Origin of the sequence: Syntrophaceticus schinkii (assembly GCF_000946815.1) — a bacterium.
Classification (GTDB): domain Bacteria; phylum Bacillota; class DSM-12270; order Thermacetogeniales; family Thermacetogeniaceae; genus Syntrophaceticus; species Syntrophaceticus schinkii.
On record NZ_CDRZ01000232.1, the window covers coordinates 19,338 to 34,854 of the forward strand.

A 15,517-nucleotide genomic window follows, 5' to 3' on the forward strand; every position below is an offset into this window, starting at 1 on the left:
ACAAATTGTTGCCTGGACTTGACATTGAAAACAGGTGAGGCTACAATAAGTAAGACATCTAAATATTGTTCAGGGTGTAGCTCAGTTTGGTAGAGCGCTAGCTTGGGGTGCTAGAGGCCGCGGGTTCAAGTCCCGCCACTCTGACCATCTTCTTTGGGCGAGGAGAAATGACACCTCGCATTTTTATTTTTGGAGGCATCTTATTGACGAAGATCCTTCATGTGATCAGACCCGCCCAAGGAGGCATGAAAAAGCACCTGGAAACGTTGTTTCAGGGACTGGAACAGGACAGGTTTGACCTTTACCTTGCTGCACCTGCTTCCAGTGATTTATCTATGGCTTTACGTCCCTTTACCCGCAAGACATTTGTGATAGAGCTTGATGAGAACTGCAATCCTCTACAAAACTGGAGGGTGATCTGTTCTCTTGCCCAGATCATACGCCAAGAAAAAATAGATTTAGTGCATACCCATGGTGTTCGAGCGGGAATGATGGGGCAGGCCGCTGCCCTGCTTGCTCGCTGTCGGAAAGTAGTGGCAACGATTCATAACATGCACAATACAACCTCACCGTTTTCCACTCTCCTCTGCGCCCTGCAGTCCTCTTTGATGAGAATATCGGTCAGCCATACTATTACTGTTTCAGAAGCCATAAAATGTGAATTGGAAAAAATGTGGCTTCCTCAGGAGAAGATGACTGTGATCTATAATGGCATCGATACCGATCAATTTTTACCATCAGGTGGTATATCGCGAAGTACTTTGGGAATCCCTGATAATATGTCAGTTATAGGTACTGTGGCTCGTCTGGAACCAACAAAAGGCATTAAATATCTTCTGGAAGCGGCATATCTTATTGACAAAGAGTATGACTCGGTTTATTTTTTAATAGTGGGGGATGGACCGGAGCGGGAATCTTTACAGCAGCAAGCCAGAATGCTGGGAATTGAAGAGAGAGTAATATTTTATGGTTTTAGACGCGATATTCCTTCTCTCCTGCCGTTATTTGACATAGCTGCAATCCCATCACTCAGGGAGGGGCTGTCCATATTCTGTCTGGAGGCCCTGGCCTCAGGTCGTCCTGTAGTAGCCAGTGCTGTGGGGGGACTGCCGGAGATTATCCACCCTGGGAAGACAGGCCTCCTGGTGCCTCCGGGGGATCCGGAGGCCCTGGCTGAAGCTTTGGTTGTTCTGCTGAAAAACAGAGAGATGGCTGCATCTTTAGGGAGCCAGGGGAAGGAAATAGTGGTACAATATTTTACATGCAGCAACATGATTGAGAGAACCAGGGAAATCTATAGAATGGTCTTACGAGAGGATTAATAATGCCAGAGAAGAGATTCAATAGTTTCTTGAAAACTAAAATATTATTCTTTTTGCTGCCGGTAATATTATTCTTTTTGCTGCCGGCACCTGCCTTGGCTTCCGGTGAGTCAAGTCAACGCAAGGTAATTCTTGTTATCTGTGATTATTTAAACCCTGACGATTTAAACAGAACGGAATTAACCAATCTTCATAATTTTTTTGGAGAGGGAGGTATTGCTCTCCTGAATACCAATACTGCTGGGGCGCGCAACAGGCAGAATGCTGCCGTAACCATCAGTGCCGGACGTGTCGCCTTGAGCTCCGGTGCAGAACCCCTCGTTTTTGGTCCCCGGGAAAATGTCCGCGGTGAGGATCCAGCGGTGCTCTTTCAGGCACGAACAGGGATCACACCTGAGCGGGGTAATATTGTTGTTTTAGATCTGCCATCTATCCAGTGGGCAAATGAGAAGGAGCAAAACAGAGCGGAACCAGGTGCTCTGGGAGATGCTTTGCACAACAAAGGGCTTAAAACAGCGGTCATCGGCAACTCGGATCTGCCAGGAGTTCCTTTGAGCAATCGTTCTGCAGCCTTAATCGCTATGGACCGCAAAGGGATAATTGACCGCGGAAATGTTTCTGAAGAAGTACTTACCTATGATCCCGTTGATCCCCTGGGACATCGCACAAATTACACCAAGCTTAATAAAATATTCCTTGAGCTTCAACCACAAACTGATTTTATGGTGATCGATCTGGGTGATCTTGTCCGCCTCGAGTATAAAAGAACGAATCTTACCTCCCGCGTATATATACAGGAGAGGGAAAGGATATTACGTGAGTATGACGATTTTATCGGATTATTGATGGAAAAAACTGATTTATCACAAAGCCTTTGTATTGTCGCAACAACAATACCTACAGTTGAGGAAAACAGCGAGAAACGGTATTTTGGCTTTATAGGTGCCCAAGGGAAAGGGCTGGAAGAGGGATTGCTTTCCACCCCGACCACCAGAAAGCCAGGGGTTATCACATTATTAGATATCGCTCCCAGCATCGGTGCATTTTTACAGGCCGACCCTGACCCACTTTATATCGGCAGGTCCTGGCATGTTGTGCCTGAGGAAAATAACCTTGCCATAATGCAAAAAGTGGAAAAGCGCACAGTTTTCGCATCTTATCTCCGTGCTCCGCTGGTAAAAGGCTATGTGCTGCTTCATCTTATAGTACTGGCCAGCATTCTCTTTTTTCTGGTTTTTGACCCGCGAAAAGGGAATTGTCTTGGCCCCTTGCTGCTTGGACTTATTGCGGTACCGTTAACCTTGCTGCTGGTTTGCCTAACAGACATTACCGACCTTTGGTTATATTTAGCGCTCTGTTTGGTGATCAATATTGTATTAGTTTTGATAAGCATCTGGCTGGCCAGGGACAAAAATTATGACTCCTTAATCTTTCTCTGCTTGGCTACAGTTATCGCTCTTTTGATCGACACAATATCTGGAGGGCATTTACAGAGGTTTTCCGTGTTAAGCTATGATCCTATGGGCGGAGCGCGTTTTTATGGGATCGGTAACGAGTATATGGGGGTTATGATGGGGGCTACCATTATCGGGGTATCACTCTTAGTCACTCGCTTAAAAAAGCGTTTGACTGTACAGTATCTGTTAGCCGGTGCTCTATTCCTCTCTGTGCTGGTTGTTCTGGGAGCGTCCCTGGTGGGGGAGCAATTTCGGCGGTTTTGTAGCATCATTGATTGCTTTTGGTTATACCTTTCTGCGATTATTCGGGATTCGGGTGCGCCCAAAAAATATCCTGGTTGGCCTTATCATTATAGGTTTATTATGTGGAGGTGTCTTTGTTCTTGACTTTATGAGGCCACTTGAAATGCGGTCACATTTTGGCCAGTTTGCGTTTGCTGTTCAGACCTCTGGTTTAACTGCGGTTAAGGAAGTGGTTGTCAGGAAACTGGCCATGAACTATAAGTTGATCAGGTACACAATTTGGACGAGAGTGCTGCTGTGCAGTCTGCTGGCTCTGGGGATCCTTTTTTATCGTCCCGTGGGAATATTCAGGCGTCTGTTGACAAAGAATCCTGCTATAGCCGCGGGTCTTGCCGGGGGAGTGCTGGGGGCTTTTACAGCTTTAATTTTCAATGATTCAGGAATTGTTGCAGCCGCCACAGCCATCATCTTCCCTGCGGCAACATTGTTTTACTTAGTGCTGCGGGAACAAATAACTTTATTATAACCTCTCATAGCCATATTGTATCAATCACCAAAATGGCTTGACACACATTTCTCAAACATTGAACTCCAATCTCCGGCCTCAGAGATCCATTTCGGCCTGCCAGGGACTGCAACTAGCCGTCAAAGAGAATCGTCCCCTGTCACCTCCCTCTAAAAATTGCGTTGACAAAACATCGGGAGGTGCTAAAATTTAAGAAGATTATTTTAGGGATATAGAGAAACATGTCGAAAAAACATTATCAAGGGAGGTTGAGAAATGGTCAATGTCAACTCTTTGGGGCGTCATGTATTAGCTGAATTTTATGGTTGTACCTTTGAAACATTGAATGATACGGAGATAGTGAAGTGCTATATGATTGATGCAGCTCTTTTTGCAGGAGCAGAGATTCGAGAGAGTGTTTTCCATAAATTCAGTCCTCAAGGGGTAAGTGGTGTGGTAGTTATTTCAGAGTCACATTTGGCAATTCATACATGGCCTGAGTTGGGCTATGCAGCGGTTGATGTTTTTACATGCGGGGAAAAGGTGAACCCCTGGGATGCCTGCAAGTACCTCAAGGAAAAATTTCAGGCAGAATACATAACAGCAACTGAGATGAGAAGGGGGATCATGGAAACAGGCCCCAGGGTGGCTGTCAACCAATAGGAGGGAGATATTTATTTTAGAAAGCTTATTAGAAAGCTTAATTGATAAGCAAAAAGGTTAGGTAATAAGCCTTACAGAGTGAATGTAAGGCTTATTATATTTTTAGGATGCCTGTTTCTATGTTTGGAAGCTCATTATTTAATTTTTCTCCAGGTATAAAATACCATTATGAAGATTTATAAGAAAAATCTTTTGTTTTTAAGGAGGAATTATTGAGAAAAGGGAGAATAGCTATTTATGAGACATTATATGCTTTTAAGAGGGGGTCGCGATGGGCAAGGTAAACTTGTATCAGGTAATGGATCAAAATCGGTCGTTTGTGGACAGGGTGATTGAGGAGAGCGGACAGGATATTCGCCAGTGCTATCAGTGTGCTAAATGCTCTGGCGGATGCCCGGGCAGCGTAGCAATGGATTACCCGCCGAACCAGATTATCCGGATGCTGATGTTGGGAATGAAGGAAGAGGTATTGAATTCCAAAACAATCTGGGTATGCATGGGATGCAGCACCTGTACAACCCGCTGTATCAGGGATATTGATGTTGCCCGTGTGATGGATACCCTGCGCCAGGAGGCAATCAAAGCGGGTTATGTGGGTAAGGCAGATTATGTGATTAGTTTCAATGAATCCTTCTTGTGGACAGTCAAGAGCTTTGGTCGTCTGTTTGAACCGGGTATGGCCATGAAGAACAACCTGAAAACGGGTAACTACATGAAGGATATGCAGTTTGGATTGCCGCTGATGCTGAAAGGAAAAGCGTCGATGTTTCCCCACCGGATCAAGGGACGTAAAGAAATGAAGAATATTTTTGATCAGACGATACGGGAGGGGAAGTAAATGTCAAAGTATGCATTCTATCCAGGCTGTTCATTGGAAAGCGGTGGTATGGAGTATGGAATGTCCAGCCTTGCTGTTGCAGAGGCTCTAGGTATCCAATTTCTTGAGGTACCCGATTGGAACTGCTGTGGCGCATCTTCTGCACATATGACAGATCATCTTTTATCTCTTGCTCTTCCAGCCCGGGTAATGGCTTTAGCTGAAACACTGCCTGTAACAGAACTTGTAGCTCCCTGTGCGGCTTGTCATGCCAGATTTGCTGCAGTGGAATATGAACTTGGCCGGGATGAAGACCTGAAACAGAAGGTAAACTCATTATTGGAGCGGCCCTATACCGGTAAGGTTAAACTCAGGTATTACCTTGATGTCTTTTCAAATCCTGATACCCTTTCCGAGATTGAAAAGAGAGTAAAGAAAAGCTTGAAAGGGTTAAAGGTGGCATGCTATTACGGGTGTCTTTTTGTTAAGCCTCCTAAAGTAATGCAGTTTGCTGATGACCCTGAAAATCCCCAGGCTATGGACAACATAGTCAGGGCTCTGGGGGCAGAACCACTCCCCTGGCCTTATAAAACTGAGTGCTGTGGGGCTTCACTTGGTGTGACAGAAGAGGATCATTGCACGAAGTTGTGTAATGATATTCTAAGGTTTGCCAGGGATTCAGGTGCGGATTGTATTGTTGCTGCATGCCCGTTGTGCCAGGCAAACCTTGATATGCGGCAGGTAACTGTAGAGAAAAAATACGGTGTCAGCTACAGGATGCCTATACCCTTTTTCACCCAGTTAATTGGGTTGGCTTTAGGATTAGATCCGATATCATTGGGGATGAAGAAACTCTTTGTTGACCCGGCAAGCATCTTGAAGAAAGTGGGAGTTGCTTAAGACAACTGTGAGCGTGAATAGTAAAATTACATCCAACAATGACAAATATTCTAAAAAGAGGGGTTCTTATCCTGAAAAGAACCCCTTATTAGTGGAGGGATACATTTTTCCCTTACCCCGGGTTTTACCGCCTTTATGGCATCCTATAGAGCAAGAACTGCGGGTGGTTTTTGGGAGGCTGGTTGCCTCTTTGCGCCCCGCAGGCAGGTTATTGCTAAAAGAGCTTATGCAGCCATCTGATTATGAATATCTGCTCCCCCCGGGTTTGGTGCTTTTCAGTGGACGCATTTTTTCCAAGGAAAGAGATCAATACCTGCCCGCAGTATTTATGGAATTAGTGTATCTGGGAACTAAATTCCTCAATCTGGCAGGAGACCTCAGGGGGAAAGAACAGCAGATGTTTATTCTAACAGGTGATTATCTGTGCAGCCATCTCTTTCATCTGCTCTATGAAACAGAGAAGCTTTTCCTGTTGGAGAGGTTTTCGGCGTTGATTACCGCAATGAATGAAGGTTTTTCCAGTGAAGAAAAGCACAGACTGAAGAGAAGTAAACCTGGCAAAACTGAGATTAAGGAATGGCTCCACAAGCAGTTACGGGGGTTTTTTACGGGGAGAGTTGTGCCCTGGGTGGGTTGTTTGCAGGCTGTGATAAAAGAGAGCATTCACTGTTGAAAGAGTTTGGTACAGCCTTTGGAATTGCTTACGGTATTCGCAAGAAAGGATATAATTTACTATCTGCAGATGAGTTCCTGGAAAAGGGATTTCAAGTGCTGTCCCTGTTGCCCGACTCCCAGAGCAGAAGGGAACTGGTAATTTTTGCGCAGAGAGTTTTTGAATACTGCAGTGCCTGAGAAATGCTTCTGCCAAAAGGTAAATTACAAAACTGTGGGGTGGATGTTATGGCTTATCGGGATCTACGTGAATTTACTGCAGTTTTAGAGAAAAAGGGTTTGCTGAAGCGAGTCAGTGCTGTGGTGGACCCTGTGCTGGAGATCACTGAGATTACAGATCGTGTCAGCAAAATGAATGGTCCGGCACTGCTCTTCGAAAAACCAAAGGGGTCCTCCTACCCGGTGTTGATCAATGCCTTCGGTAGTTTTGAAAGGATGGCCCTGGCTTTGGGTGTTAATGAGCTTGATGAAATTGGGGCACGGATTTCAGAACTCCTGGAGCTTCAGGATATGCCGGGAGGTCTCCTGGACAAACTAAAGATTTTGCCGCGCCTTGCGGAAGTCGGCTCCTGGGCGCCAAAACTGGTGAAAACCGCTCCCTGCCAGGAGGTTATTCTCCATGGTAAGGAGGCTACCCTTGATATCTTCCCGATACTCCAGTGTTGGCCGGGTGATGGAGGCCGCTATATTACTCTCCCTGTGGTTTTTACAAAAGATCCACAATCAGGTGGGCGCAACCTGGGGATGTACCGCCTGCAGGTTTTTGATGGAAAGACTACTGGAATGCACTGGCATATACATAAGAATGGGGCGGAAAATTATCGCGCTCACCAGAAGTTAGGTAAGCGGATGGATGTTGCGGTCAGTCTGGGGGGTGACCCGGCAACTACTTACGCCTCCACAGCACCTCTTCCTCATGGTATTGATGAAATGCTCTTTGCCGGCTTTCTCCGCAAACAGGCGGTGGAAATGGTTAAATGCAAAACTGTGGACCTGGAGGTGCCTGCCCACTCAGAGATCATCCTGGAGGGGTATGTTGATTTAGATGAACAGCGACTTGAGGGCCCTTTTGGCGATCACACAGGGTATTATTCTCTGGCGGACCTTTATCCTGTCTTTCATATTAACTGTATTACCCATAGAAGGGATGCCATCTATCCAGCTACTGTAGTAGGAAAACCCCCTATGGAGGACTGCTTTTTAGGCAAGGCAACTGAAAGGATCTTTCTTCCTCTATTGAAGATGTTTATGCCGGAAATTGTAGATATAAATCTCCCGCTGGAGGGTGTCTTCCATAATTGTGCTGTGGTCTCTATCAAGAAGAGTTACCCGGGTCAGGCCAGAAAGATCATGTGTGCCATCTGGGGGATGGGGCAGATGATGTTCACCAAGATGATCATTGTTGTGGATGACCATGTGAATGTACAGGACATGTCTGAGGTTTGGTGGCGTGTCTACAATAACACCGATCCCAAAAGGGACCTTATGGTTGTGGATGGGCCATTGGAGGTACTCGACCACGCCTCACCACTACCTGCTTATGGATCTAAGGTGGGGATCGATGCCACCAAAAAATGGGCAGGAGAAGGGCATCAACGGGAATGGCCCGATGAAATTATCATGAACGAGGAGATCAAGGAACTGGTGACCTCCAGGTGGCAAGAATATGGGTTTAAAGAACATGATAAATAGGAACTCGGGAATATATATCAGTAAAGAAAAAGGTTTTTTTCTTCTTATACAGAAAAATTACATACAGCGTTACATAAATTGATCTAGCTTGGTGGTTGGTTTTGATGTCCTATCAGGATATTTTGGGGGAAATAAATGGCGATCTGGCCTATGTCGAAAAAGAGCTTCACAGGCATGCCAGGTCCTCACCGACATTATTGGGTGAATCATCGGAACGCCTGGTTCAAGCAGGGGGAAAGAGGTTGCGGCCTGCCTTTGTGCTTCTATCCGGGAAGTTTTTTAAATATGATCTGCAGATAATTGGTCAGCTTGCTGTAGCCATCGAGCTCATTCACATGGCAACACTGGTGCATGATGATGTTATAGACAGCGCTGCTACCCGCCGCGGGTTGCCAACAGTATGTTCCCAATGGGGGGACGCAATTGCACTTCAAACAGGGAGTTATCTTTTCGCCCAAGCCCTCAAAATCGTTGCCCAATATGGCAACCAGGAAATCATTTGCGCTCTTACTCGAGTGAGTCTGGAGATGTGTGAAGGTGAAATTGAGCAGATCAATAATATTGGAAATACCAACCTTGGGCTGAGGACTTACCTGCGACGTATTCAGCGTAAAACAGCCTTTCTCATCTCTGCTTGCTGTGCGATCGGTGCTCTGGCCGGAGAAGCCCCCCCGGACCTCACCTGGCACTTAAAAAAATACGGTTACTATCTGGGGATAGCCTTTCAGATCACCGATGATATCCTTGACTTTATTGGTTCGGAGAAGGTTTGCGGCAAACCGGTAGGCAGCGATCTCAGGCAGGGGATCATCACTATCCCGGTGATTTACACCCTTCAGGACAAGATAAGGGGGCCACAGCTGCAAAAGATAATTGATAAAAACCCGAAAACCGAAAATGATTGGGAGCAGGCCTTTGCACTGATCGAGGGAGCCGGAGCATTAAGGACTGCACAGCGGTTATGTGACCTTTATCTCCGGAAGGCAACAAAAGAACTTTATTACCTCCCGGATATGCCACCGCGAAGAATCCTGGTAGCACTCACCGATTTCATCGGGACGCGAGACTTTTAAACCACCTTTCAGGAGGCTGTCATGGCAGATAATGGTGCACCAGATAAAGATAAACAAACAATGGGTATATTGCGTCACTTAGAGGAACTTAGAAAAGTGATCATTATATCACTGATCGCTATTACTATTGCCAGCATCATTTCTTTTGCTTTTATTGAACAGATTGTGGCTATTATCACCAAGCCTTTGGCAGAACAGGGAATTAAACCTGTTTATACTGCCATAACTGAGGGTATTTTTACCTACTTCAAAATTGCTCTTATCACTGGTACAGTTTTTGCCGCCCCGGTGCTGATCTGGCAGTTGTGGCGCTTTATCGTGCCGGCACTATATCCACATGAAAAAAAATATTTATATAGGCTTGTACCGATCTCCATTATTCTTTTTATAGGTGGGGTTGTTTTTGCTTACTATACTGTTTTCCCCATCGCGGTTTATGTGCTGATCAAACTGGCCAGTGAGTTTGATCCTATGCTTACAATCAGCAAGTATCTCTCCTTTACTTTAGCCTTTATGATCCCTTTTGGTCTTATTTTCGAACTTCCGTTGGTTGTTTATTTTCTTACCAGCATCGGTGTGGTTACCCCGGAATGGCTGGTTCGCAACAGGAAGTATGCTATTGTGATCACATTTATTCTTGCCGCTATACTGACACCTGGCCCCGACCCCATATCACAGCTGATCATGGCTGCTCCTATGATCATCCTTTATGAGGCCGGTATAATAGTAGCCAAAATTGTCACAAAAAAAAAAGGACGCCAAGTTTAGAAAATTAGCCGGTGAAGAGAGTTAAATTTTCTGTTATCAAAGGGGCAATATAAAGAATGATTGGTTTATATCCTGCTGTCTTAAAGCTTGAGGGAAGATGCTGCCTGGTGGTCGGTGGGGGCAGTGTTGCTGCCAGGAAAACAATAAGCCTGCTGGAATGTGGGGCTCAGGTGCGCCTGGTAAGTCCTGAATTAACAGAAGAGTTGCAGCGAGAGGTTCAAAAGGGAAAAATCACGCATATCAAGCGCATCTTTGAAAAGGTTGACCTGGATGGGGTATATCTGGTAATTTGTGCAACAGATAACACAGAATTAAATAGTCAAATAGCGGAATACTGCGAGGCCCTCCATATCCCGGTTAATGTGGTGGACAATCCGGAGTTGAGCAGCTTTTTTGTTCCTTCTATGATCAAGAGAGGGCCTTTATGTATCAGTATTACCACAGGGGGTAACAGCCCCTTGTTTGCCAGAAGGCTTAGGGAGGAGCTGGAAAAGCTGATTGGACCGGAATACGCAGAACTGGTGGTGTCACTCGGCCAGGTACGCCGCCTTATTCGGGAACAGGTAGATGATCCAGCAAGGCGACGCAAATTCCTGGAGGAAATCCTGCCGCCGGGCACTCTGGCTGATTTCGATGAAGAAAAGATGGAGGTACTCAGAAAGCAGGTGAAAGCATGCATCTCATCGCTCTTGGAATGAACCACCGTACAGCACCGGTAGAGGTACGTGAGAAACTGGCTTTCAGCAGCGGCATGATGCAGTCTGTTGTCACAGATCTAAAGGGGTTCCCTTCTGTTGGCGGGTTTATCGTGCTTTCAACCTGTAACCGTACAGAGATTTATGCCAGTGTTCTTCGGGTGCAGGATGGTACCTGTGACCTAAAAAGGTATCTTTGCGGGCTGGCACAGTTATCTGAAGATGAGGTATCTCGCTATTTTCATGTTTGGAGATGTGAGGAGGTTGTTGAACACCTCTTTTGTGTAGCAGCAGGACTCGATTCCATGATTTTGGGTGAAACCGAAATCCAGGGTCAGGTAATTGATGCCTATCAGTATGCCTGCTCTATGAAAACAAGCGATAAAATTCTTAACACCCTTTTTCAGGATGCCATCAGATTTGGAAAGCGATTCCGCAGCCAGACGGCTATCGATCAGCACCCGGTATCGGTTAGTTATGCTGCTGTGGAACTGGCGCGCTCTGTATTTGGGAACCTCAGTGACTGCACTGTTTTAATCATCGGGGCAGGTGAGATGGGGGAACTGGCATTGAAGCACCTGATTGCCCGTGGTGTAAAGACAGTTCTGGTTTCCAACCGCTCCTATGCTCGAGCCTGTAATATTGCCCAGGAGTACGGCGGGGAGGCTATTCGCTATGATCACTTTTTGACAAGGTTGGATAAATCCGATATTGTTATCGGTTGTACAGCTGCTGCTCACTTTGTGATTCATGCTGAAAAGGTTCGTCAGGTGATGGCCAAAGGGAGACAGAGACCACTCTTTTTTATAGATATTGCGGTTCCCAGAGATATTGACCCAGCTGTCAAAGAGATCCCCGGTGTAATTCTCTATAATATCGATGACCTGGAAGAGGTAGTTCTTGAAGGGATGCAGGAGCGCAGGAAAGCGGCCCTGGAGGCTGAGGGTATGCTCTTGGAAGCTGTGGGTGAATTTCTAAACTGGGCCAGCGCTTTGACGGTGGTTCCCACGATCAGGGCTCTCCAGCAAAAAGGAAATGAGATCATGGAGGAAGAATTGAGGCGCTGTTTTAACCGCCTGGGGGAAACAGACCCCCGCACGGAAAAAGTGATCAAGAGCATGGCGTACTCCATTGTCAATAAACTGCTCCATACACCTACAATGCGCTTAAAGGAATACGCCAGCAGGGGTGATGGACAGGTTTATGGAGAGATGCTGGAAGACTTCTTTGGGGTCAGGCTTGAGTAATTTACTTATTTGGTTTCTGCGGCAGAATGTATTTTTAGAGCAGACACCATGCTGCTTTATGGCAAGATCATCAGAGGATGAAAACGTTTGTTAAATCGGTTTTGAAGTTTGTTGGAACGGTGACATATGTTCTTAAAGATAGCTCAAATATCTATTTTCAAGGTGGGATAACCTAAAGTGAGAAAAAGACTGCGGGCAGGGACCAGGGGAAGCAAACTGGCTCGTCGGCAAACTGCCCTGATCATAGAAAAAATTTTAGAAAAATACACAGAACTGGAGATTGAAGAGGTTGTCATCTCTACGAAAGGTGACAAAGATAGAAGGCCCTTCAAAGACCTGGTGACCGGGGGAGAAGTGGGTCTGTTTACCAAAGAACTGGAAAAGGCGCTGTTGAGCGGTAAAGTAGACTTTGCAGTGCACAGCCTCAAGGATCTTCCGGTGGAATTGTCCCCCGGGCTTGTCCTTGGAGCAGTGCCTGAGCGTGGGCTGGCCTTTGATGCTTTGGTGACAAGAGACAATACTCCATTACAGAATCTTGCCGCGGGTTCTGTTCTCGGAACCAGCAGTTTGCGTCGCGCCTCCCAACTCCGGCATTATTATCCCCATCTCAAGGTGATGGACATCCGCGGCAACCTCGATACTCGCCTGCGGAAACTGGCCAGCGGTAATGTTGATGGGGTGATTGTGGCTGCGGCAGGATTGATGCGCCTTGGGTGCCGTGAAAATGTAGATTTTTCACTGATCCCTCCGCAAGTTTGTCTCCCGGCCCCAGGGCAGGGGGCTCTCGCTCTGGAAATACGTGAGGGTGATGACTTCCTAAAGGATATCTGTTATAAAGTTCTTGATGATTACCGGACACGCCAGGCGGTTTATGCCGAGCGAGCGCTGCTTCAGGTTCTGGGGGGAGGGTGCCAGATACCCCTGGGTGCCTTCGCTCAGGTGGAGGGGGATACTCTTAGATTGCAGGGAGTAGTTGCCGCACCTGACGGCACTCAGATGATCAGGTCAGAGAGAACTTGCTCTGTGCAAAATCCACTGGAGGCCAGCCAGTTTGTAGCAGAAGAATTAATAAAGAACGGTGCAAAGGAGATACTTACCTGTGAATAAGAAGAAAGGCATTGTTTACCTTGTTGGGGCGGGTCCCGGTGATGCATCTCTTTTAACTTTGAAGGGCTTATGGTGCTTAGAACAGGCAGATGTAGTGGTTTTTGACCGCCTGGCCTGCGAATATATGTTGACCTACTGCCGCCCGGATGCAGAACTTATCTATGTAGGAAAAGAAACAAACCGGCACACCCTTAAACAGGAGGAGATCAACTCTCTCCTGGTGACAAAGGCCAGGAAAGGGAAGGTTGTCTGCCGCCTTAAGGGTGGTGATCCCTTTGTTTTCGGTCGTGGTGGTGAGGAGGCAGAATCTCTTGTGGATAACGGGCTGCCCTTTGAAATTGTTCCCGGTGTTACCTCTGCAGTGGCAGTGCCTGCCTATGCGGGAATTCCCGTCACCCATCGGGATCATGCTTCTGCTCTAACTGTGATCACAGGACACAGGCGCAGTGATAGTGGTCCTATACCACTCAAAGAAGATGGAAGTGCTACAGCAATTTATCTGATGGGATATGAAAATCTTAATGCTATTATCAGTGGTCTTCTGGATGAGGGTTGGAAGAGGGAAACCCCTGCAGCGTTGATCCGCTGGGGGACCAGGGCAGAGCAGCAAACAGTTGTAGGAACCCTGGCCAATATTGAAGACCTCGCCAGGGATGCTGAGTGTGGGCCTCCCGCTGTTTTTGTGGTAGGGAATGTGGTGACACTCAGGGAAAAACTGATGTGGCGAGAAAAACAGCCCCTTTTTGGCAAAAGGATCTTGATTACTCGCCCGCGGCACCAGGCCCGTGAACTGGCTCAGGAGATTATTTTGCAGGGCGGAGAACCCCTGTGCCTTCCGGCAATAGAATTGGAGGCAACAGCTGATTGTGGTTTGGATTTTTCTCAACTTCCCACATATGATTGGCTTATTTTCACCAGTGCCAATGGGGTCTTCTTTTTTCTTGAACAACTGCGGGCAAATAAAATAGATGTGCGCTGCCTGAGGGGTAAACTGGCAGCTATCGGCCCCGCAACAGCGGCAGAAACTCCGCAGGTGATCGCCTAAGTTCTTGCGGTGCAAGCAACGCAGTATAAAAGCAAAATTTTATTAATTCGCATTTTTTAAACCAAACAGGCAGGAAAAAACATAACTAATGACAAAAACCTCCTGGAAGCAACAACGATCAAATCATCATTTCCAGGAGGTGTTACCACCGATGTCGAAACGGTGGCTCAAAGATTTTCTTCGATACATCAACAAGGTATTCCTGCCTGAGGGCTGTACAAAATGGGCAAAAGATGAAAGAAAAGATCCAGAGATAGAACCGGGTACTATCTGGGTAACACTTCTGATAGGCTTTGCTTTGCAGGTGCAAAGTTTGGAAGAACTTGAGCGCAGAGCAAAAGAGAGTTTTAAAAAGCTTCTACCCAGGAAACAGAGGCCACCCTCGGCAGATACCATCCGTCACAGTTCTATTGGAATGGAACTGGAACCGATTAAAAAGCTGTATATAGCAGTAATCAACAAAGCACGGCGCAGCAAGATGTTGCCGACCATTGATCATTACCGTGTAGCGGCTATTGACGGCACAGGTATATTCAGAACTCAGAGCCGATGCTGTAACGCCTGCCAGGAAGTGCATCACCAGGATGGGACGACTACCTACGAGCATAAGATTGTCACCTGCCAGATAGTGGGTGGCAAACCGCCGATCATTTTAGGTTTTGAACCGATCAAGCCGGGGGAGGGCGAGACCACAGCTTCCAAGAGGCTGGTTGACTGGCTCTACCAGGTATATAAACATTTTGCTGACATAGTGGTGGTTGATGCCGGCTTTGCCAAGGCTCCTTTTATCAACCACTTGTGCAGCAAAAACATCCACCTTGTAGTTCGGCTAAAAGATAAGCGGATGCACATTGTCAAGGATGCGGAAGGACTATTCAGCCGTCAAGTGCCAGCCAAAACATGGCGAGAGGATAAGTCATCCACCACTCATCTAGACATCTCTGCCTGGGATGAAGAACAGTTCAATAGCTGGGATGGAATGAAAAAACCTTAAGGGTCGTCAAGATCGTTGAGAGCAGGTATGGCTATGCAATAGTAGGTGGCAAACGTCAGGAAGCCATCGAAAGACACGAAATTCTGGTAGCTACTACCTTAAGCAAAAATGAAGCACCCCCGGAGCTAATCCGGGAAATTATTCATCGGAGGTGGGAAATAGAAAACACGGGATATCATGAACTTAAAGGGAACTGGAACATGGGGCATTGCTTTATTCATCAGGAAGTCGCTTTTCAAGTCATTTTGTGGTTTATTGTTTTTGGCGGTCAATCTTTTCTGGCTTTTCCTGTACATGAAACAGGCGCAGCTATGCTA

Annotated in this window: 17 protein-coding genes and 1 tRNA gene; all 18 read left to right on the forward strand. The window is 46.6% G+C overall.

The annotated features are described in order from the left end of the window. Window positions 1-70: 70 nt before the first annotated feature. Window positions 71-147, forward strand: a tRNA-Pro gene (locus SSCH_RS08650). Window positions 148-203: 56 nt separating this feature from the next. Next, on the forward strand, window positions 204-1,322 hold the full coding sequence (locus SSCH_RS08655; RefSeq protein ID WP_052835493.1) for a glycosyltransferase family 4 protein: 1,119 nt from the start codon (window positions 204-206) through the stop codon (window positions 1,320-1,322). A gap of 2 nt (window positions 1,323-1,324) precedes the next feature. Then, window positions 1,325-3,166, forward strand: coding sequence for a hypothetical protein (locus SSCH_RS08660; protein WP_044665115.1), 1,842 nt, complete (start codon window positions 1,325-1,327; stop codon window positions 3,164-3,166). 19 nt (window positions 3,167-3,185) lie between these two features. Beyond that, window positions 3,186-3,548 carry a hypothetical protein gene (locus SSCH_RS08665; protein WP_156972202.1) on the forward strand — a complete coding sequence of 121 codons (363 nt, stop codon included), beginning with the start codon at window positions 3,186-3,188 and terminating at the stop codon, window positions 3,546-3,548. A 255-nt stretch (window positions 3,549-3,803) separates the two neighbouring features. After that, window positions 3,804-4,190: an adenosylmethionine decarboxylase gene (gene speD, locus SSCH_RS08670; RefSeq protein WP_044665117.1), complete on the forward strand. Its 387-nt coding sequence runs from the start codon at window positions 3,804-3,806 to the stop codon at window positions 4,188-4,190. A gap of 271 nt (window positions 4,191-4,461) precedes the next feature. Beyond that, window positions 4,462-5,028 carry a 4Fe-4S dicluster domain-containing protein gene (locus SSCH_RS08675; RefSeq protein WP_044665118.1) on the forward strand — a complete coding sequence of 189 codons (567 nt, stop codon included), beginning with the start codon at window positions 4,462-4,464 and terminating at the stop codon, window positions 5,026-5,028. Next, window positions 5,029-5,907, forward strand: coding sequence for a CoB--CoM heterodisulfide reductase iron-sulfur subunit B family protein (locus tag SSCH_RS08680; RefSeq protein WP_044665119.1), 879 nt, complete (start codon window positions 5,029-5,031; stop codon window positions 5,905-5,907). Between the two features lie 13 nt (window positions 5,908-5,920). After that, window positions 5,921-6,580, forward strand: coding sequence for a hypothetical protein (locus SSCH_RS08685; protein WP_044665120.1), 660 nt, complete (start codon window positions 5,921-5,923; stop codon window positions 6,578-6,580). Further along, the gene (locus tag SSCH_RS08690; RefSeq protein WP_044665121.1) at window positions 6,577-6,759 is read left to right on the forward strand and encodes a hypothetical protein; all 183 of its coding nucleotides are present in this window, start codon (window positions 6,577-6,579) and stop codon (window positions 6,757-6,759) included. Before SSCH_RS08685 ends, SSCH_RS08690 begins: the two co-directional genes overlap by 4 nt. 3 nt (window positions 6,760-6,762) lie before the next feature. Then, window positions 6,763-8,271 carry a menaquinone biosynthesis decarboxylase gene (locus tag SSCH_RS08695; RefSeq protein ID WP_332306921.1) on the forward strand — a complete coding sequence of 503 codons (1,509 nt, stop codon included), beginning with the start codon at window positions 6,763-6,765 and terminating at the stop codon, window positions 8,269-8,271. A gap of 104 nt (window positions 8,272-8,375) precedes the next feature. After that, on the forward strand, window positions 8,376-9,344 hold the full coding sequence (locus SSCH_RS08700; RefSeq protein ID WP_044665122.1) for a polyprenyl synthetase family protein: 969 nt from the start codon (window positions 8,376-8,378) through the stop codon (window positions 9,342-9,344). A gap of 21 nt (window positions 9,345-9,365) precedes the next feature. Beyond that, entirely contained in the window at window positions 9,366-10,112 is a 747-nt protein-coding gene (tatC, locus tag SSCH_RS08705; protein ID WP_044665123.1) for a twin-arginine translocase subunit TatC, read from the forward strand. 56 nt (window positions 10,113-10,168) lie between these two features. Then, a complete protein-coding gene (locus SSCH_RS08710; RefSeq protein WP_044665124.1) occupies window positions 10,169-10,810 on the forward strand; it encodes a precorrin-2 dehydrogenase/sirohydrochlorin ferrochelatase family protein in 642 nt (213 codons plus the stop codon). After that, entirely contained in the window at window positions 10,786-12,054 is a 1,269-nt protein-coding gene (gene hemA, locus SSCH_RS08715; RefSeq protein WP_044665125.1) for a glutamyl-tRNA reductase, read from the forward strand. Before SSCH_RS08710 ends, hemA begins: the two co-directional genes overlap by 25 nt. 177 nt (window positions 12,055-12,231) lie before the next feature. Further along, window positions 12,232-13,161 (forward strand): hydroxymethylbilane synthase, encoded by a 930-nt coding sequence (gene hemC, locus SSCH_RS08720; protein WP_044665126.1) that lies wholly within the window; start codon window positions 12,232-12,234, stop codon window positions 13,159-13,161. After that, on the forward strand, window positions 13,154-14,206 hold the full coding sequence (cobA, locus tag SSCH_RS08725; RefSeq protein WP_044665131.1) for a uroporphyrinogen-III C-methyltransferase: 1,053 nt from the start codon (window positions 13,154-13,156) through the stop codon (window positions 14,204-14,206). Before hemC ends, cobA begins: the two co-directional genes overlap by 8 nt. 151 nt (window positions 14,207-14,357) lie before the next feature. After that, a complete protein-coding gene (locus tag SSCH_RS08730; protein WP_044665127.1) occupies window positions 14,358-15,200 on the forward strand; it encodes a hypothetical protein in 843 nt (280 codons plus the stop codon). A gap of 38 nt (window positions 15,201-15,238) precedes the next feature. Then, on the forward strand, window positions 15,239-15,517 hold a 279-nt coding region (locus SSCH_RS21890), incomplete at its 3' end, for a transposase (RefSeq protein WP_408645719.1).